This window comes from Streptomyces auratus (genome assembly GCF_050433025.1).
Lineage (GTDB): Bacteria > Actinomycetota > Actinomycetes > Streptomycetales > Streptomycetaceae > Streptomyces > Streptomyces sioyaensis.
The window spans coordinates 1,978,182-1,996,367 of the sequence record NZ_JBNGCB010000001.1; the positions used below are offsets into that span (position 1 = coordinate 1,978,182).

Annotated in this window: 14 protein-coding genes; 4 read left to right on the forward strand and 10 right to left on the reverse strand. The window is 72.1% G+C overall.

Annotated features, from left to right (window positions below):
* Nucleotides 1–26 precede the first annotated feature (26 nt).
* From gap to BKA18_RS08510, 7 genes are all read right to left on the reverse strand, one after another.
* A complete protein-coding gene (gene gap, locus BKA18_RS08480) occupies nt 27–1,031 on the reverse strand; it encodes a type I glyceraldehyde-3-phosphate dehydrogenase (RefSeq protein ID WP_006606292.1) in 1,005 nt (334 codons plus the stop codon).
* 245 nt (nt 1,032–1,276) lie between these two features.
* On the reverse strand, nt 1,277–2,266 hold the full coding sequence (gene whiA / locus BKA18_RS08485) for a DNA-binding protein WhiA (protein WP_018091880.1): 990 nt from the start codon (nt 2,264–2,266) through the stop codon (nt 1,277–1,279).
* Nucleotides 2,257–3,318 carry a gluconeogenesis factor YvcK family protein gene (locus tag BKA18_RS08490; protein ID WP_366046164.1) on the reverse strand — a complete coding sequence of 354 codons (1,062 nt, stop codon included), beginning with the start codon at nt 3,316–3,318 and terminating at the stop codon, nt 2,257–2,259. The genes whiA and BKA18_RS08490 overlap by 10 nt, the downstream gene beginning before the upstream one ends.
* The gene (gene rapZ / locus BKA18_RS08495; protein WP_078568763.1) at nt 3,315–4,259 is read right to left on the reverse strand and encodes an RNase adapter RapZ; all 945 of its coding nucleotides are present in this window, start codon (nt 4,257–4,259) and stop codon (nt 3,315–3,317) included. The genes BKA18_RS08490 and rapZ overlap by 4 nt, the downstream gene beginning before the upstream one ends.
* Nucleotides 4,256–6,352: an excinuclease ABC subunit UvrC gene (uvrC, locus tag BKA18_RS08500; protein ID WP_366046165.1), complete on the reverse strand. Its 2,097-nt coding sequence runs from the start codon at nt 6,350–6,352 to the stop codon at nt 4,256–4,258. Before uvrC ends, rapZ begins: the two co-directional genes overlap by 4 nt.
* A 511-nt stretch (nt 6,353–6,863) precedes the next feature.
* A complete protein-coding gene (locus tag BKA18_RS08505) occupies nt 6,864–7,724 on the reverse strand; it encodes a hypothetical protein (RefSeq protein WP_366046166.1) in 861 nt (286 codons plus the stop codon).
* Between the two features lie 4 nt (nt 7,725–7,728).
* Nucleotides 7,729–8,376, reverse strand: a complete 648-nt coding sequence (locus BKA18_RS08510; RefSeq protein ID WP_366046167.1) for a papain-like cysteine protease family protein — start codon at nt 8,374–8,376, stop codon at nt 7,729–7,731.
* A 234-nt stretch (nt 8,377–8,610) separates the two neighbouring features.
* On the opposite strand from BKA18_RS08510, the gene BKA18_RS08515 reads away from it, so the two are divergent.
* Nucleotides 8,611–9,549 (forward strand): hypothetical protein, encoded by a 939-nt coding sequence (locus tag BKA18_RS08515; RefSeq protein WP_366046168.1) that lies wholly within the window; start codon nt 8,611–8,613, stop codon nt 9,547–9,549.
* Between the two features lie 30 nt (nt 9,550–9,579).
* Here BKA18_RS08515 and BKA18_RS08520 read toward each other — a convergent pair whose 3' ends face one another.
* Nucleotides 9,580–9,993, reverse strand: coding sequence for a Rieske (2Fe-2S) protein (locus BKA18_RS08520; RefSeq protein WP_366046169.1), 414 nt, complete (start codon nt 9,991–9,993; stop codon nt 9,580–9,582).
* Nucleotides 9,994–10,289: 296 nt separating this feature from the next.
* On the opposite strand from BKA18_RS08520, the gene BKA18_RS08525 reads away from it, so the two are divergent.
* Together BKA18_RS08525 and BKA18_RS08530 are read left to right on the forward strand one after the other, a co-directional pair.
* Nucleotides 10,290–11,336: a LacI family DNA-binding transcriptional regulator gene (locus BKA18_RS08525; protein ID WP_429638250.1), complete on the forward strand. Its 1,047-nt coding sequence runs from the start codon at nt 10,290–10,292 to the stop codon at nt 11,334–11,336.
* Nucleotides 11,333–12,334: a carbohydrate kinase family protein gene (locus tag BKA18_RS08530; RefSeq protein ID WP_366046170.1), complete on the forward strand. Its 1,002-nt coding sequence runs from the start codon at nt 11,333–11,335 to the stop codon at nt 12,332–12,334. The genes BKA18_RS08525 and BKA18_RS08530 overlap by 4 nt, the downstream gene beginning before the upstream one ends.
* 130 nt (nt 12,335–12,464) lie before the next feature.
* Here BKA18_RS08530 and uvrA read toward each other — a convergent pair whose 3' ends face one another.
* Both uvrA and BKA18_RS08540 read right to left on the reverse strand, forming a co-directional pair.
* The gene (gene uvrA / locus BKA18_RS08535; RefSeq protein ID WP_366046171.1) at nt 12,465–15,479 is read right to left on the reverse strand and encodes an excinuclease ABC subunit UvrA; all 3,015 of its coding nucleotides are present in this window, start codon (nt 15,477–15,479) and stop codon (nt 12,465–12,467) included.
* A gap of 265 nt (nt 15,480–15,744) precedes the next feature.
* Entirely contained in the window at nt 15,745–16,512 is a 768-nt protein-coding gene (locus tag BKA18_RS08540; RefSeq protein WP_366046172.1) for a TetR/AcrR family transcriptional regulator, read from the reverse strand.
* A 58-nt stretch (nt 16,513–16,570) separates the two neighbouring features.
* On the opposite strand from BKA18_RS08540, the gene BKA18_RS08545 reads away from it, so the two are divergent.
* Nucleotides 16,571–18,130, forward strand: a complete 1,560-nt coding sequence (locus BKA18_RS08545; protein WP_366046173.1) for an FAD-dependent monooxygenase — start codon at nt 16,571–16,573, stop codon at nt 18,128–18,130.
* The last annotated feature ends 56 nt before the right edge of the window (nt 18,131–18,186 follow it).

An 18,186-nucleotide genomic window follows, 5' to 3' on the forward strand; every position in this document is an offset into this window, starting at 1 on the left:
TCGGTGCCTCGGGTGTCAACCAGAGATCAGAGCTGGCCGCCGACGAAGGTGGTCAGGTCCACCAGGCGGTTGGAGTAGCCCCACTCGTTGTCATACCAGCCGACGACCTTGACCTGCTTGCCCTGGGACATCGTCAGCTTCGAGTCGAAGGTGCAGGAGGCCGGGAAGTTCACGATGTCCGAGGAGACGATCGGGTCCTCGGTGTACTCGAGAATGCCCTTGAGCTGGCCCTCGGCGGCCTTCTGGAAGGCGGTGTTGATCTCGTCCCGGGTGACCTCGCGGTCCAGCTCCAGGACCAGGTCGGTGACCGAGCCGGTGGGGACGGGCACGCGCATCGCGATGCCGTCCAGCTTGCCCTTGAGCTGCGGGAGGACCAGGGCGGTGGCCTTGGCGGCACCCGTCGAGGTCGGGATGATGTTCTCCGCGGCGGCGCGGGCGCGGCGCAGGTCGCTGTGCGGGAAGTCCAGGATCCGCTGGTCGTTGGTGTACGCGTGGACCGTGGTCATCAGGCCCTTGACGATGCCGAAGTTCTCGTCGAGAACCTTCGCCATCGGCGCCACACAGTTGGTGGTGCAGGAGGCGTTGGAGATGACGTGGTGCTTGGCCGCGTCGTACTTGTCGTTGTTGACGCCCATCACGATCGTGATGTCCTCGTCCTTGGCGGGCGCGGAGATCAGGACCTTCTTGGCGCCGGCCTGGATGTGCTTCTCGGCGTCGGCCTTCTTGGTGAAGATGCCGGTCGACTCGATGACGATGTCGGCGCCCAGCGCCGCCCAGGGGAGGTTGGCCGGGTCGCGCTCGGCCATCGTCTTGAAGGTCTGGTTGCCGACCGTGATGGTGTCGTCGGTGTGGCTGACGTCCTGCTTGAGGCGACCCAGGATGGTGTCGTACTTCAGCAGGTGAACCAGAGTCGCGTTGTCGGTCAGGTCGTTGACACCGACGATCTCGATGTCCGCGCCCTGCTCCAGGAGCGCGCGGAAGTAGTTGCGACCAATGCGGCCGAATCCGTTGATGCCTACGCGGATCGTCACGAACCGATCTCCTCGTTAGGTACGCCGATGAGCCACCGGCGAGCTGTATGGGCTGTCCCCGACCGCCTCCGACCCTACCCCCAATGAGAGACGTACGTGACATTGACAAACGGGCCTCTGATACCTCAAACGAGCGCCCCCGGTCGTGCTCTTCGGGGCTTGTCCGTGCCGCCCCCGCCAGCATCGATGCGGGAGTGACAGCAGGGCCGCGAAGAGCCTCCGGGGGCGTACGCAGCAGGGAGCCGTCAGCCGACCATGCCCTCGGCGAGCTCCTCGGTGAGATTGGATTCCGTGCCGGGGATGCCGAGGTCCTGGGCCCGCTTGTCGGCCATCGCCAACAGGCGGCGGATCCGGCCGGCGACGGCGTCCTTGGTGAGCGGCGGGTCGGCGAGGGCGCCCAGCTCCTCCAGCGAGGCCTGCTTGTGCTCCATGCGCAGCCGGCCGGCCGCGGCGAGGTGCTCGGGGACCTCCTCGCCGAGGATCTCCAGGGCGCGCTGGACCCGGGCGCCTGCGGCAACCGCGGCGCGCGCCGAGCGGCGGAGGTTGGCGTCGTCGAAGTTGGCCAGGCGGTTGGCGGTGGCGCGGACCTCGCGGCGCATCCGCCGCTCCTCCCAGGCGAGCACCGACTCATGGGCCCCGAGCCGCGTCAGCAGGGCGCCGATCGCATCACCGTCACGGACGACGACGCGGTCCACGCCGCGCACCTCACGGGCCTTGGCGCCGATGCCGAGCCGGCGGGCGGCCCCGACCAGCGCGAGCGCCGCCTCGGGCCCGGGGCAGGTGACCTCCAGCGACGAGGAGCGGCCGGGCTCGGTCAGCGAGCCATGGGCCAGGAAGGCCCCGCGCCAGGCCGCCTCGGCGTCGCAGGTCGCGCCGGAGACCACCTGTGGGGGCAGGCCGCGGATCGGGCGGCCGCGGCCGTCCACCAGGCCGGTCTGCCGGGCCAGCTGATCGCCGCCGGCCACGACCCGGACGACATAGCGGCTGCCGCGCCGCAGCCCGCCGGGGGCCATCACCACCAGGTCGGAGCTGTGCCCGAAGATCTCCAGGATGTCCTTGCGCAGCCGGCGGGCGGCAATGCCGGTGTCCAGCTCCGCCTCGATCACGATGCGTCCGCTGACCAGATGCAGACCGCCCGCGAACCGCAGGATCGACGAGACCTCCGACTTCCGGCAGCAGGTCCGGGTGACGGGGAGCCGGGAGATTTCATCCTTCACCGCTGCCGTCATCGCCATGGGCCGATCCTTCCATGCATCCGAAAAATACGGTCGTACGCGGCTGCCAGCAGCTCCGGGTCGTGCCGGTCGGGGGCTCCCCCGGCGCTCGACCGGGCGTCGTCTCCTTGTGCGGCGACCGCCGCCAGCTCGACCTCGCTGCCGACCAGCTGCTTTGCAGCAGTGGTCAGGCCGTCGAGGTCGGGCACGGCGGCCTTGTCGGCCAGCACCACGTCGAAGGCGAGTTTAGGGGCGTGTCGGGCCAAAACCTCCAAATGACGCTGCGGGGAGAAGCCATCGGTTTCGCCCGGTTGGGGCGCAAGGTTGAGCGAAAGGACCTTCCGGGCCTTGGTCTCCTCCAGGGCCTCGCGCAGCTCCGGCACCAGCAGATGCGGGATCACCGAGGAGAACCAGGATCCGGGGCCGAGCACCACCCAGTCGGCGTCACGCACCGCGGCGACCGCCTCGGGGACGGCCGGCGGGTCCTCGGGGACCACATGGACGGACTGCACCTCGCCGCGGGTGAGCGCGACGGTGGCCTGGCCGCGGACGGTGGAGATCTCGTCCGGGCGGTCCGCGTCATGCCCCTTGACCTGGGCCTGGAGCTCCAGGGGCACCGCCGACATCGGCAGCACCCGGCCGTGCGCGCCGAGCAGCTTGCCGACCAGGTCGAGCGCCTGGACATGGTCGCCGAGCTGTTCCCACAGCGCGACGATCAGCAGATTGCCGACCGCGTGGTCGTGGAGCTCCCCTTCGCTCTGGAAGCGGTGCTGGATCACCCGGGACCAGGTCTGGCCCCAGTCGTCGTCGCCGCAGAGGGCGGCCAGCGCCTTGCGCAGATCGCCGGGCGGCAGGACGCCCAGCTCGTCGCGCAGGCGGCCGCTGGAGCCGCCGTCGTCGGCGACCGTGACCACGGCGGTCAGATCACCGGTGATCCGGCGCAGCGCGGTCAGCGAGGCGGACAGGCCCATGCCGCCGCCGAGGGCGACCACCTTGGGGGTGGCGCCCTTCGTCGTCCGCCCGCTGGGCACGAAGCGGCGGACCCGGCGCAGCCGGGGAGTGCGCCCGCTCACTCGCGCCCCATGTCCCGGTGGACGACGACCGTTTCCACCCCTTCGGAGACCAGACGGCGGGCGAGCTTCTCGGACATCGCGACGCTGCGGTGCTTGCCACCCGTACAGCCCACGGCGATGGTCACATAGCGCTTGCCCTCCCGGCGGTACCCCTCCGCGACGATCCGCAGCAGCTCGGCGTAGCCGTCCAGGAACTCCTTGGAGCCGGGCTGGCTGAAGACGTAACTGGAGACCTCGTCGTTGAGGCCCGTGAAGGGGCGCAGCTCGGGGACCCAGTGCGGGTTGGGGATGAAGCGGCAGTCGATGACCATGTCGGCGTCGACCGGCAGGCCGTACTTGAAGCCGAAGGACATGACCGTGGCGCGCAGCTCGGGGACCTCTTCGCCGGCGAACTGGGCGTCCATCTTGGCGCGCAGCTCATGGACGTTGAGGCTGGAGGTGTCGATGACCAGGTCGGCGTCGCCGCGCAGCTCACGCAGCAGATCGCGCTCGGCGGCGATGCCGTCGACGATCCGGCCGTCGCCCTGGAGGGGGTGCGGGCGGCGCACCGACTCGAAGCGGCGCACCAGGGCCTCGTCGGAGGACTCCAGGAAGACGATGCGGCGCTTGACGTTCTGCGCGTCGAGGGTGGCCAGCGATTCCTTGAGGTTGGCGAAGAACCGGCGGCCGCGGACGTCGACGACGACCGCGATCCGGGCGACATTGCCCTGCGAGCGGGCGCCCAGCTCGACCATCGGCGCGATCAGCTCGGGCGGGATGTTGTCGACGACGAACCAGCCGAGGTCCTCCAGGCACTTCGCGGCCGTGCTGCGGCCGGCGCCGGACATCCCGGAGATGATCACCAACTCGGGGATCGCGGCGCTCTCGCCCTGGTCGGTCGTGCCCGTGTTCACCTCTGCACCGTCTCTCTCCGGTTCCTTCGCTTCGTGCGGTGTACTCATCGTTCCTGCCCCCGTTCTGCCGACAACGCGGCCGGTGGGGCCCCGTCATCCTCAATGATCTCTCCTGTGGCGGTGTTCACCGCGGGGGCGGACGGTGCCGCCCCGGCCAGCGCCGCAACGACCGTCTCGGCGGTCTTGCGGCCGACGCCCGGGACCTCACAGATCTCGTCGACCGTCGCGGCCCGCAGCTTCTTCAGCGAGCCGAAGTGCTTGAGCAGGGCCTGGCGGCGGGTGTCGCCCAGGCCGGCGACGGCGTCCAGTGGCGAGGCCTTCAGCCGCTTGCCGCGCTTGGTGCGCTGATATCTGAGGGCGAAGCGGTGCGCCTCGTCACGGACGCGCTGGAGGAGGTAGAGGCCCTCGCTGCTGCGCGGCAGCACCACCGGGTCGTCCTCCCCGGGCAGCCAGACCTCTTCGAGGCGCTTGGCCAGGCCGCAGACGGCGACATCGTCGATGCCCAGCTCGTCCAGGGCCCGGCGGGCGGCCGCGACCTGCGGGGCGCCGCCGTCGACGACCACGAGCTGGGGCGGATAGGCGAACCGCTTGGGGCGGCCGTCCTCGTCGACGGGGCGGCCGGCGGCCGGGGCCATTCGGCCGTCGGCCTCCAGGGGGCCGTCGGCCTCCACGGGGGCGTCCTCGGCCGGCTCCTCCGTCCACTCGCCGGACCGCTGCTTCTCCTGGAGATAGCGCCGGAAGCGGCGGGCGGTGACCTCGTGCATGGAACGGACGTCGTCCTGGCCCTGGCCGTGCCAGACCTGCTCGTCGCCCACCCGGCCCTTGATCTGGAAGCGGCGGTACTCGCTCTTGCGGGCGAGGCCGTCCTCGAAGACCACCATCGAGGCGACGACGTCGTCGCCCTGGAGGTGGGAGATGTCGAAGCACTCGATGCGCAGCGGCACCGAATCCAGGCCGAGCGCCTCGGCGATCTCCTCCAGCGCGCGGGAGCGGGTGGTCAGGTCGGAGGCGCGCTTGGTCTTGTGCAGCGCCAGCGCCTGCTGGGCGTTGCGGCCGACCGTGGCCATCAGGTCCTTCTTGTCGCCGCGCTGCGGGATCCGCAGCGAGACCTGGGAGCCGCGGCGGTGCGAGAGCCATTGCGAGACCGGCTCGACGGGCTCGGGCAGCGCGGGGACCAGGACCTCCTTGGGGACGGCGTCGCCCTGCTCCTCGCCGTACAACTGCTGGAGGGCGTGCTCGACGAGATCGCCGGTGGTGACGGCCTCGACCTTGTCGGTGACCCAGCCGCGCTGGCCGCGGACTCGGCCGCCGCGGACGTGGAAGATCTGGACGGCGGCTTCGAGTTCGTCCTCGGCGACGGCGATCAGATCGGCGTCGGTGGCGTCGGCGAGGACCACGGCGCTCTTCTCCATGGCCCGCTTGAGCGCCCCTATGTCGTCCCGCAGCCGGGCGGCGCGCTCGTACTCCATCTCCTCGGCGGCCTCCTGCATCTGCCGCTCCAGGCGGCGGAGGTAGGCGCCGGTGCGGCCGGCCATGAAGTCGCAGAATTCCTCGGCGAGTTCGCGGTGGTCCGCGGCGGAGATCCGCTCGACGCAGGGGGCCGAGCACTTGCCGATGTAGCCGAGCAGGCAGGGGCGGCCGATCTGGGCGGAGCGCTTGAAGACACCGGCGGAGCAGGTGCGCACCGGGAAGACCCGCAGCATCAGATCGACGGTCTCGCGGATGGCCCAGGCGTGGCCGTAGGGGCCGAAATAGCGCACGCCCTTCTTCTTGGCACCGCGCATGACCTGGACGCGCGGGAACTCCTCGTTGAGGGTCACCGCCAGATACGGATAGCTCTTGTCGTCGCGGTACTTGACGTTGAAGCGGGGGTCGAACTCCTTGATCCAGGTGTATTCGAGCTGGAGCGCCTCGACCTCGGTGGAGACGACGGTCCATTCCACCGCGGCGGCGGTGGTGACCATCGTGCGGGTACGCGGATGGAGGCCGGCCAGGTCCTGGAAGTAGCTGGCCAGGCGCTGGCGCAGGCTCTTGGCCTTGCCGACGTAGATGACCCGGCCGTGCTCGTCGCGGAACTTATAGACCCCCGGCGAGTCGGGGATCTGTCCCGGCTTGGGTCGATAGCTGCTGGGGTCTGCCATGCACACCACCCTACTGACCGCCACCGACATTCACGGTGCCCCGACCACTCCCGCGGCCGGCCGGGCGCGGTCGGTCCGGCGGAGCCCCGCGCCACTGCCGGCCCCGGACTGCGGCGGGCCGGGCGCGGGCAGGGTGACGGCGGGGCGGGGCGGTGCGCGCGCCCGGGTGGAGCAGGGCGGCGGTGGACGGTCAGCAGCGGGCGGCGCGGCCCGGCCGAGCCGCGCCGCGCGGCCGATCCAGGGCAAGGGCGCGCGACGCGGCAGACCGGCGCCCGCCCGCCGGGAGGAACGTCCAGGAGACGTCCGGGACGGCTCCTGCCGGGAAGGCACGTCAGGGGCATGACGGCCGGTCAATGCCCGTACGGGGGCCCGGAGGGCGGCAGCCGGGATGCCCCGTCGCACGAGTCGCGGATCAGGCGCCGCCGTGCGCCGGGTGCAGGCGGGCCGTCCCGCGCTCCGCGCCCCGTCCCCCCGCTGCCGCCCTCCGTACGGCAACGGGGAGACGGCCTGCTCAGTGGCTGTGCCGGCGGCGCAGTGCCGCGGTGGCGGACAGCCCCAGGGCGAGCAGTGCGGCGGCGGCCGCCACGGTCGAGGCCGCGGTCACCGGGAAGGAGCCGCCCGTGAGCGCCCCGGCCTCCACGGGCGCCTTCCGGGGACGCTTCCCGGCGGCGGGCGGCCCGTAGCCGCCGGCCTCCCCGCGCCTGTCGTACGCGGAGCCCGGGAGCTTGTCCCCGTAGGCCTTCGCCACCCGCGTGCGGTAGGCGGCGACGGTGGTGCCGTGCGCGCCGACGGCCTTGCGGGCGTCGGCGTCCAGTGGCTCGATCCGGTCGCCGCGCTGGACGTACCAGGCGTCTATCTGCGGCTCGTGGAAGACCGTGCCGCCCTGTACCCGGGCGGCCCCGGCCGCGGTGTAACGGGTCTCGTCGTCGCCGCCGGCGATATTGACGACCTTCCAGGAGCCGCCCTGCGAGGCGGTCCACACCGAGGCCGTGCGGCCGTCGGCGGCCACCGCCTTGGTGGCGAGGAACTCCAGCCGGGCTACCGGGGCCGCCGGCCGGCCGCGGACGAAGTCCGGTGACAGGCCGTACACGGGGACGGTGCCGCCCTCGATGTGCGGGGCGGCCGGTGCGGCCCCGGTCGCGGCGGCGCCGCCGCGCTGCCGCTCGGCGGCGAAGAACCGGGCGAGGGTGTGCAGGGTCGCGGGGGCGGTGGCCGCCGCACGGGCGGCGGTCAGGCTCGCGCGGGCCGGGGCCTGCGGCGCGGGGACGGCTGCGGCCAGTGCGGGGTGCGGGGCGAGGCCCATGAGGGCGGTCGCGACCGTCCCGGTGGCGACGGCGCGGAGGGCGGTGCGGACGGCGGTGCGCTTCGTCATGGCCTCAGGCTCCTATCCGGTAGAGGGAGTGTGTCCAGGAGAAGGAGCTGCCGTTCACGTAGTAGTCGAAATCGCCCCAGTTGTAGCGATTGTTGGTCGCCCAGGGATCACCCCAGTAGACCCAGTTGCGTTCCGTGTCATAGCCGTAGAGCACATGCATATGGCCACCTCCGGAGGACCACTGGATGCGGGTCTCCATCGGACGGCCGGCGTCGATCTCGCTCTGTACGGTGCCGTAGCCGAGCGAACCGCTCACGTAGGAGCCGGAGTTGATGCCCATCCAGGCGAAGGCGTTCTGCACATTGCCCAGGGTGGCCTGGTCGTTGGGGCAGGAGGTGCCCTGCTGGCGCTGGAAGGCGGCGTTGCAGAACTGGTTCTGGCTGTAGTTCCGGCCGTACCAGGCCGCGATGGTGTTGCCGGAGCCCGCCCAGCACCAGTTGGTGTTCTCCTGGGCCTGCATGGAGATGCCGAGTCTGTTGGCGGCGAGCGGGGCGGCGGCCGTACTACGGGCGGTGAGGGCGTGCGCCGGGGGCGTGAGGGGGGTGGCAGAGGCTGGGGTCGTGCCCGTGAGCGCCGTCAGTGCGGCGGCGGTGAGCGCCGCGGCCGACAGCCATCTGCGGCGGGAAACGCGTGCGTGGGGTGCACGAGTCATGGCGTTCCTCCCGAAAAGGGGGTGAGGGGGGTGAGAGGAGCGCATCCGGATGCTGTTGAGCAGCATCGGGTGTTGTCGCAGGCAGGTCAACACGCTTCAATGCGAGGTGACATGGGGGTGTGGACGGACGGGCCCGGATGTGAACGGCCGGTGCCCGGCTTGCTGCAGTGACCAGGCTGTACGGCGCGCAGCGGGCGATCCGGATGTGAACGTTCACGCCGGAGGATTGAGGCAATGGCACAGGACACCCCCCGGTCGGCCGAGCTGGCCCAGCTGCTGCGCACCGGCCCGTTCCATCTCGCACTGCGCTCGGCGCTCACCGAGCGCGGGCTCGCCCTCACCCGCGTCCAGCACAAGCTCGCAGAGCGCGGCATCACCATCGGGGTGACCAGCCTGAGTTACTGGCAGCAAGGCGCCCGGCGCCCGCAGCGCCCCGAGTCGCTGCGGGCGGTGCGCGCCCTGGAGGAGGTCCTGGAGCTGCCCGCGCACTCGCTGCACCGGCTGCTGGTGCCGGAGGGCGGCGGCCACCCGGAGGCCGAGCGGCCGGCCGCCCGCACATACCGCTCCCTGGTGGCGCCCGCCGAGGCGCTGCGGCAGCTGTTCACCGAGCTGGAGGCTCCCGCGGACGGCGGTCTGCACACCGTGGGCCATCACGAACGGGTCCGCATCGGGCCCGAGCGCCGGCTCCTGGAACGGGAGTCGCTCCAGGTGGTGCGCGCCCACCGGGACGGGGTGGACCGCTATGTCGCCATCCACCGCGGCGATGCCGGCTGCGACCCCTCCCGCGTCCGGGTGCGGGCCGCGGAGAACTGCCGGCTGGGCCGGGTGCGCGGGAGCGCCGAGGCCGGGGTGGTGGTCGCCGAGCTGCTCTTCGACACCCGGCTGCGGGCCGGTGACACCCATGTCTTCGGCTACGCCTTCGAGGACGGCAGCGGCGGCCCGAGCACCGAGTACCTGCGCGGCTTCAGCTTCGCCGGCGGCCAGTACGTACTCCAGGTCCGCTTCGACGAGGCGGCGCTGCCGGTGCGCTGCCGCCGCTTCGCCCAGACCTCGCCGGGCGCTCCGCGCAGCGGTCAGCAAGAACTGACGCTCAGCGGACGGCACCGCGCCGTGCACCTCGTGGAGCAGGGGGTACGGCCCGGGATACTGGGCATCGCCTGGGACTGGGGGTGAGCCCCGCGGCCGGGGCGGCGGGCCGCTGCCTCAGCCCGCGATCAGCTTGCCGTCCTTGGCCTTGACCGGCACCTCGGGCAGCGGGTCGGCCGCCGGCCCCTGGAGGACCTTGCCGGTGGTGACGTCGAAGCGGCTGCCGTGGCAGGGGCAGCTGCCCTCCTTCTTGTCGACCTCCGACAGGATGCAGCCGGCGTGGGTGCACTTGGCGCTGAAGCACTTGTAGGTGCCCTTGGCGGGCTGCGACACCACGAGACGGTCCTCGCGGTAGAGCTTGGCGCCGCCGACCGGCACCTCGGCCGCGGCCCCGAGCTCGACCGGCCGGTCGGGCACCGCCGAGGCGTTCGCGCCCGAGTCCCCCGGCGAGCAGGCGGTCAGTCCGCAGCCGGCGGCACCGGCGAGCGCGGCCCCCCGCAGCACGGTGCGGCGGGCGGGGGACGGGCTCATGGCTGCTCCAGAGGGGACGGCGTGAGTGGCTGGCGGCTGACGACGATACCGGCACAGACCCTGCCGCTTCCGGCCGGGCCGGGCGTCGGTGCAGCAGGAGGGGCGGTACGGGCAGCAGCGCGGCGTGGCCGGGTCCGGAGCGGGGCCGGGCAGCGTCGAGGCCGCAGGACGTAAACGCTTACGCAAGCGTTTACGTTTGGGGCGGAGCCTCGTAGTGTGGGGGCTTCGCGGGAAGAGGCCGTGCCAGCGCGGCCCGGGGCGCCGCCGTGGTGGCCCGCGCGGGAAGGAAGAGCCGGATGACGACGATGGCGGATGTGGCGCGGCGCGCGGGGGTCTCCGTCGCCACGGTCTCGCATGTGCTGAACGGGACGCGGCCGGTGCGCCCGGACACCCGTACCGCGGTACTCGGCGCCATCGACGCGCTCGGCTACACCCACAACACCCTGGCCCGCTCCCTGGTCACCTCCCGCACCCGCTCGATCGGCCTGGCGGTCTCGGCGATCAGCAATCCGTACTTCACCGAGATCCTCCAGGGCGTCGAGGCCGGTGCCCTGGAAGCCGGCTACAGCCTGCTGCTCGCCGATCCGCACGACGACCCGCGGCATGAGCGCACGGTCGTCCAGCTGCTGCACGAGCGGCGGGTGGACGGCATGATCGTCGCGCCGTCCGCGGAGCCCGCCGAGATGGTGGAGTACCTGGCCCGGCGCCAGGTGCCCACCGTCTTCCTGGACCGGCTGGTGGGCGACGGCCACGACCAGGTGTGCGCCGAAAGCACCGGGCCGGTGCGTCAACTGGTCGAGCATCTGGCCGACTTGGGGCACGCCCGGATCGGTCTGGTGGCCGGCCTCCCCGGGCTGAGCACGACCACCGAGCGCGTCCAGGGCTACCACGAGGGACTGCGCGCCCGCGGGCTGCCGTTCGCCCCCGAACTCCTCGCCGGCGGCCACTCCGAGGCGGCAGGCGCCCATGACGCCACCCGGCAGCTGCTCGCCGCGGCGGATCCGCCCACCGCGCTCGTCACCGCCAACAACGCGATGACCATCGGCGCGCTCCGGGCGCTGCGCGAGCTGGGCCTGGAGGTGCCCCGCGATATCGCGCTGGCCTGTTTCGACGACTTCTCGTGGGCCGATCTGTTCACGCCCCGGCTGACCGTGATCGCCCAGCCCAGCAAGGAGATCGGGGCGGCGGCCCTCCGGCTGCTGCTGGAGCGGCTGGAGCAGCCGGACCGTCCGCCGCGCACCGTCCGCCTCCCCTGCGCCTTTGTGCACCGTACGTCGTGCGGCTGCGCCGAACCCGCCCCGGCCGCGCCCCCGGCCGCCCAGGAAAGGAACCGCACCCCGTGATCGTCGTCGCCGGCGAGGCACTGATCGACCTCGTCCCCAGCCCGCAGGAGCCCTCCCCGAGCAGCCGGGGCGAGCGGGACGCCGCCACCCCGGACGGCCGGCTTCCGGCGCTGCAGCCGCAGCGCGGCGGCGGCCCGTACAACACCGCGGTCGCGCTGGGGCGGCTGGGGTCGCCCGCCGCGTTCTGCTCCCGGGTCTCCACCGACGCCTTCGGTGCGGCGCTGCTGCACGGGCTGCACAGCAGCGGCGTGGACACCTCGCTGGTGCAGCGCGGCAGTGAGCCGACCACCCTCGCCGTGGCCGACATCAGCCCGGACGGGTCGGCGGGCTACGGCTTCTACGCCGACGGCACCGCCGACCGGCTCTTCACCCTGCCGCCGGCGCTGCCCGCCGCGGTCCGTGCGCTGTCCCTGGGCACCTGCTCGCTCGTGCTGGAACCGGGGGCCAGCGCCTACGAGGCGCTGCTGCACCGCGAGGCCCGGCGCGGGGTGTTCACCGCGCTGGACCCCAATATCCGGGCCGGTCTGATCGCCGACCCGGACGCCTACCGGGCCCGCTTTCGCACCTGGCTCCCCGATCTCGCCCTCCTGAAGATGTCGGAGGAGGACGCCCTGTGGCTGGCGGGGGCCGGTGCCGCGGCGGGCGGCAGCGGGTGGGACGCGGTCACCGCGGCGGCGAAGGAATGGCTGGGCGCGGGGCCCGCGGCGATCGTCCTCACCCGTGGCGGGGCCGGTATGACGGTGCTGACGCGGGGCGGCGGGGAGCTGACGGTCCCCGGCGAGCGGGTCGAGGTCGTCGACACCATCGGTGCCGGTGACACGGTCAACGCCGCATTGCTGCACCGTCTGGACGCCCACGACGCCCTCTCGTACGCCGCCGTCACCGCGCTCGGCGACGACGACTGGCGCGACATCCTGCGCTTCGCCGCCCGCGCGGCCGCCGTCACCTGCTCCCGCGCGGGCGCGGAACCGCCGTTCGCGAGGGAGTTGGCGGCGTAGCGGGCGGGGCGGGCGATCACCGGGGGGGCGGGCCGCCCCGTAACCCACGACGAGCCGCCACCGCCCCCCCTGTGGGGAGCGGTGACGGCCCGTGCCGCGAACGGTCCGTGCCGGGAACAGCCCGTCGGCGTCAGGTCCGGCGGGCCCGCGCCGTCGTCGTCTTGGCGGCGGTCTTCTTGGCGACGGTCTTCTTGGCGGCAGCCGTCTTGGCGGGGGCCTTCTTCGCCGCGGTCTTCTTGGCCACCGGGGTCTTCTTGGCCACCGGGTTCTTCTCGGACGCCCCCGCCGGCGCGGCATCGCTGACGCGGTCGCCGAGGATCTCCCGCAGGAACTTGCCGGTGTGGCTGGCCGGGATCGACGCGACGCCCTCCGGGGTGCCTTCGGCGACGACCAGACCGCCGCCGTTGCCGCCCTCGGGGCCCATGTCGACGACCCAGTCCGCGGTCTTGATCACATCGAGGTTGTGCTCGATGACGATCACCGTGTTGCCCTTGTCGACCAGACCGGACAGCACATTGATCAGCTTGCTGATGTCGTCGAAGTGCAGACCGGTGGTCGGCTCGTCGAGGACATAGACCGTGCTGCCCGTGGAGCGCTTCTGGAGCTCGCTGGCGAGCTTGACGCGCTGTGCCTCACCGCCGGAGAGCGTCGGCGCGGACTGCCCGAGCCGGACGTACCCGAGGCCGACCTCGTTGAGCGTCTTGAGATGCCGGGCGATGGTCGGCACCGCCTCGAAGAAGCTCAGCGCCTCCTCGATGGGCATGTCCAGCACCTCGGCGATGGACTTGCCCTTGTAGTGGACCTCCAGCGTCTCCCGGTTGTAGCGGGCCCCGTGGCAGACCTCGCACGGCACATAGACGTCCGGCAGGAAGTTCATCTCGATCTTGATGGTGCCGTCGCCGGAGCAGTTCTCGCAGCGGCCGCCCTTGACGTTGAAGGAGAAGCGCCCCGGCAGATAGCCGCGGACCTTGGCCTCCATCGTCTCCGCGAAGAGCTTGCGGACATGATCGAAGACGCCCGTGTACGTCGCCGGGTTGGAGCGTGGGGTGCGGCCGATCGGCGACTGGTCGACATGGACGACCTTGTCCACCAGGTCGTCGCCGGCCACCCGGGTGTGCCGGCCCGGCACCGACTTGGCGCCGTTCAGCTCGCGCGCGAGGTGGGTGTAGAGGATGTCGTTGACCAGCGTCGACTTGCCCGAGCCGGAGACGCCGGTGACGGCGGTGAACACCCCGAGCGGGAAGGAGACGTCGATGTCACGGAGGTTGTTCTCCTTCGCGCCGTGCACCGTCAGCCGCCGCGCCGGGTCGGCGGGCCGCCGGATGTCCGGTGTCGCGATGGCCTTCTTGCCGGACAGATACTGACCGGTGATCGACTCCTCGGTGGTCAGCAACTGCTTCATCGGGCCGCTGTGCACGACCTTGCCGCCGTGCTCACCCGCACCGGGGCCGATGTCCACGACCCAGTCCGCGACCTTGATGGTGTCCTCGTCGTGCTCCACGACGATCAGGGTGTTGCCCATGTCGCGCAGCCGCACCAGGGTCTCGATCAGCCGGTGGTTGTCGCGCTGGTGCAGACCGATCGACGGCTCGTCGAGGACGTAGAGCACGCCCACCAGGCCGGAGCCGATCTGGGTGGCGAGGCGGATGCGCTGGGCCTCACCGCCGGAGAGGGTGCCTGCCGCGCGGTTCAGCGAGAGGTAGTCCAGGCCGACGTCGACCAGGAACTTCAGCCGCTCGTTGACCTCCTTGAGGACCCGCTCGGCGATCTTCTTCTCGCGCGCATCGAGCGTCATCTCCCGCAGGAAGTCGGCACAGTCGCTGATCGACATGGCCGCGACCTCGGCGATCGACCGCTGCTGGACCGTGACGGCGAGGACGATCGGCTTGAGCCGGGTGCCCTCACAGGTCGGGCAGGGCACCTCGCGCATATAGCCCTCGAAGCGCTCCCGGCTGCTGTCGCTCTCCGCCTCGGAGTGCCGCCGCTTGACGAACGGCACGGCACCCTCGAAGGGGGTGGTGTAGGCCCGCTGGCGGCCGTACCGGTTGCGGTAGCGCACCTCGATCTGGGTCTTGTGGCCGTTCAGCAGGGCCTTCTTGGCGCGAGCCGGCAGCCCGGCCCAGGGGATGTCCGTACGGAATCCGAGGGCGTCCGCCAGCGCGCCGACCAGGCGGCCGAAGTACTCCTTGGTGTGGCCGTGCGACCAGGGGTGGATCGCTCCCTCGTCGAGGGAACGGTCCTCGTCGGGGATGATCAGCTCGGGGTCGACCTCCATGCGCGTGCCGATGCCCGTGCACTCCGGGCAGGCGCCGAAGGGCGAGTTGAAGGAGAAGGAGCGGGGCTCCAGCTCCTCGAAGGAGAGGTCGTCGTAGGCGCAGTACAGATGCTCCGAATACATCCGCTCGCGCTGCGGGTCGTCCGCGTCCAGGTCGACGAAGTCGAGGATGACCATGCCGCCGGAGAGGCCGAGGGCGGTCTCGACGGAGTCGGTCAGCCGCCGCTTGGCGGACTCCTTGACCGTGAGGCGGTCGACGACCACCTCGATGGTGTGCTTCTCCTGCTTCTTCAGCTTCGGCGGCTCGGAGAGCTGGATCGTCTCCCCGTCGACCCGAGCCCGGCTGTAGCCCTTGGACTGGAGGTCGGAGAAGAGATCGACGAATTCGCCCTTGCGCTCGCGCACCAGCGGGGAGAGCACCTGGAAGCGGCTGCCCTCGGGGAGTTCGAGCACCTTGTCGACGATGGCCTGCGGCGACTGCCGGGCGATCGGCCGCCCGCACTCGGGACAGTGCGGCTTGCCGATACGGGCGAAGAGCAGGCGGAGGTAGTCGTAGACCTCGGTGATCGTGCCGACCGTCGAGCGCGGGTTGCGCGAGGTCGACTTCTGGTCGATCGACACCGCGGGGGACAGGCCCTCGATGAAGTCGACATCGGGCTTGTCCATCTGCCCGAGGAACTGCCGGGCATAGGAGGAGAGCGACTCGACATAACGCCGCTGCCCCTCGGCGAAGATCGTGTCGAAGGCGAGCGAGGACTTGCCCGACCCGGAGAGCCCCGTGAAGACGATGAGGGAGTCGCGGGGAAGGTCGAGCGAGACATTCTTGAGGTTGTGCTCGCGAGCGCCACGAACGATGAGACGGTCGGCCACGCCGGTCGGCACCTTTCTTGGAGGGGGGCGGGGGCCGCGGGCCCTGCGTCCGCCGCGCGATGGGTGAGCAGAGGCGACGAAGCGGAGCGGAGCCCCCGCCCCAGGGTATGGGGCCCGCCGCGGCACTGTCTTTGGGATGCCACGCACGAGCTTATAGCACGCCCATTCGATTTAGGGGGCCGCAAGCCCTCTTCATCCGAACGTGTGGCGGCCGCACTCTCTTCCCGCCCCGCCCGCACGCCCGTACGCTGCGGAAACTCGCCCCTCAAGCGCCGTCGGGCAGCGCCCGCTCCAGCGCATCGAACGTCCGCCGCAGCACCTCCGCCTGCTCAACGGCCACCTCGTCCACCGGGTCACCCTCGAGTTGCCGGGCCAGGGCGCCGGCACAGGCCGCCCGGACCCCCGCGACGATCAGGGCCGCGGCCAGCCGGGCGTCCTGACCGGGCCGGCCGGCGTCGCCGCCCGCGGCCTCCGCGAGCAGCGCGGCGAGGGTGCCCTCCATCTCCTCGACCGCCTCGCGGCCCCGCGCCCGCAGCGCCGGGGAGTCCAGCACCGTGCGCCAGAAGTGCTCGAACCCCTCCCCCACCACGGCCAGCGGATGCCGCTCCGCCAGCAGGCCGAGCACCAGCGCGCGCAGCGCGGCGAGCGGCGACTCGTCCGCGCCGCGCTCCCGGACGGCACGGACGATCAGCTCCCGCGCCTCGGGGATCCGGTCGAGGAACAGATCCTCCTTGCGCGGGAAGTAATTGAAGACCGTCATCGTCGACACCTCGGCGGCGCGGGCCACCTCGGCGACCGTGACGTGGTCGAAGCCGCGCTCGATGAAGAGCAGCGTGGCCTCGGCGGAGATTCGCTGCCGGGTCCGCAGCTTCTTGCGTTCGCGCAGCGTCAGCCGCCCGTCCTCGGCGGTGAAGCCGGTCTCACCAGCCCGACCACCGGGCGCGCCCGGCCGGCCACCGATCGCGCCCGGCCGGCCACCGGCCTCCCCCTCGCCCGTCGTCCGTGCACCGCCGCGCCGCTCCTCTTCCGCCATGGCCGGAATTCTAGCTAATTTTTAGCCGCAACAATTTTTTAGTCACTACACTCAAGCCATGGAACATGACGCAGACGTAGTAGTGGCAGGGGGCGGCCCGGTGGGGCTGATGCTCGCCTGCGAACTCGCACTGGCCGGTGTCCCCGTGGTCGTCCTGGAGCGGCTGACCGAGGTGAGCACCACGATCAAGGCGGGGGCGATCAACTCCCCCAGCGCGGAGGCATTTTACCGGCGCGGGATGCTGCCGGGCCTGGCCGAGGCACAGCGCGCCGCCCTCGGGAAGTTCAGCTCGTTCGTGCGCGCGCGCCAGGCCGCCGGCGCCTCCCCGGTGCGGCAGCCTCCGAAGTTCGCCGGGCATTTCGCGGGCATCATGCTGCGCGGCGACCTGCTGGACGAGTCCGACCCGGACTTCGACGCCCCCGGACCCGCCGGCGAGGTCGGTCTCGTACCGCAGGAGGAGCTGGAACGGCTGCTCAACACCCGCGCCGCCGAACTCGGGGTGGACCTGCGCCGCGGGGTGACCCTGACCGGATTCGACGCCGGTGAGGACGGCGTGCGGGTGCACACCTCGGCCGGGTCGCTGCGTACCGGCTGGCTGGTGGGCTGCGACGGCGGCCGCAGCACGGTCCGGCGGCTCGCCGGTTTCCCGTTCCCCGGCACGGCGCCCGAGATCACCGGCCGGCAGGCCCTGGTGGAGCTGACCGGCGCCGAGGCGCTGGGAGCCGGGTGGAACTGGACGGAGACCGGGACGTACGTCCACGGCCCGATACCCGGCCGGATCCTCACCGTGGAGTTCGACGGGCCGCCCGAGGACCGCGAATCCCCTGTCACCGCCGAGGAGTTGGAGGCCTCCCTGCGGAAGGTGTCCGGGGTGCCGGACGTGCGGATCCACAAGGTGCTCACGGCGACCCGGTTCACGGACAATGCGCGTCAGGTACCCGATTACCGCTCGGGGCGGGTGCTGCTGGCCGGTGACGCGGCGCATGTGCACTCGCCGTTCGGCGGCCAGGGGCTGAACCTCGGCATCGGCGACGCGATGAACCTCGGCTGGAAGCTCGCCGCCACGGTGCGCGGCTGGGCACCGGAGGGGCTGCTCGACACGTACACGGCCGAGCGGCACCCCCTGGGCGCATGGGTGCTGGAGTGGACCCGGGCCCAAGTGGCGCTGATGCGGCCGGAGTCGCACGCCCGGGCGCTGCGCGGGGTGATCTCCGAACTGGCGGGAACGGTCACCGCCACCACGTTCTTCGCCAAGAAGATCTCCGGTGTCCAGCAGCGCTACGACCTGCCCGGCGACCATCCGCTGACCGGCCGCAGCGCCCCCGACCTGGAGTTCTCCGACGGCACCCGGCTCGCGGACCATCTGCGGGGCGGGCAAGGGCTGTTGCTCGACCTCACCGGGGACGGCGAGGTGCACAGGCGCGCCACGGGATACGGCGACCGGATACGTCTGCTCACCGCGGACTGCCCCGGGCGGCCGGGTCTGGCCGGTCTTCTCGTACGGCCGGACGGCTGCACCGCCTGGGCCGCGGACTCCCCCGGCGGGCCGGACACGGGCGAGGAGCTGGCGGCCGCGCTACGGCGCTGGTTCGGCCTGCCGGACGCCACGGCGGCCTGACCGTCGCGGGCGGCGCCGGCCCGGCTGCCGGGCGCCGCCCGCCCCGGCCGGCGCAC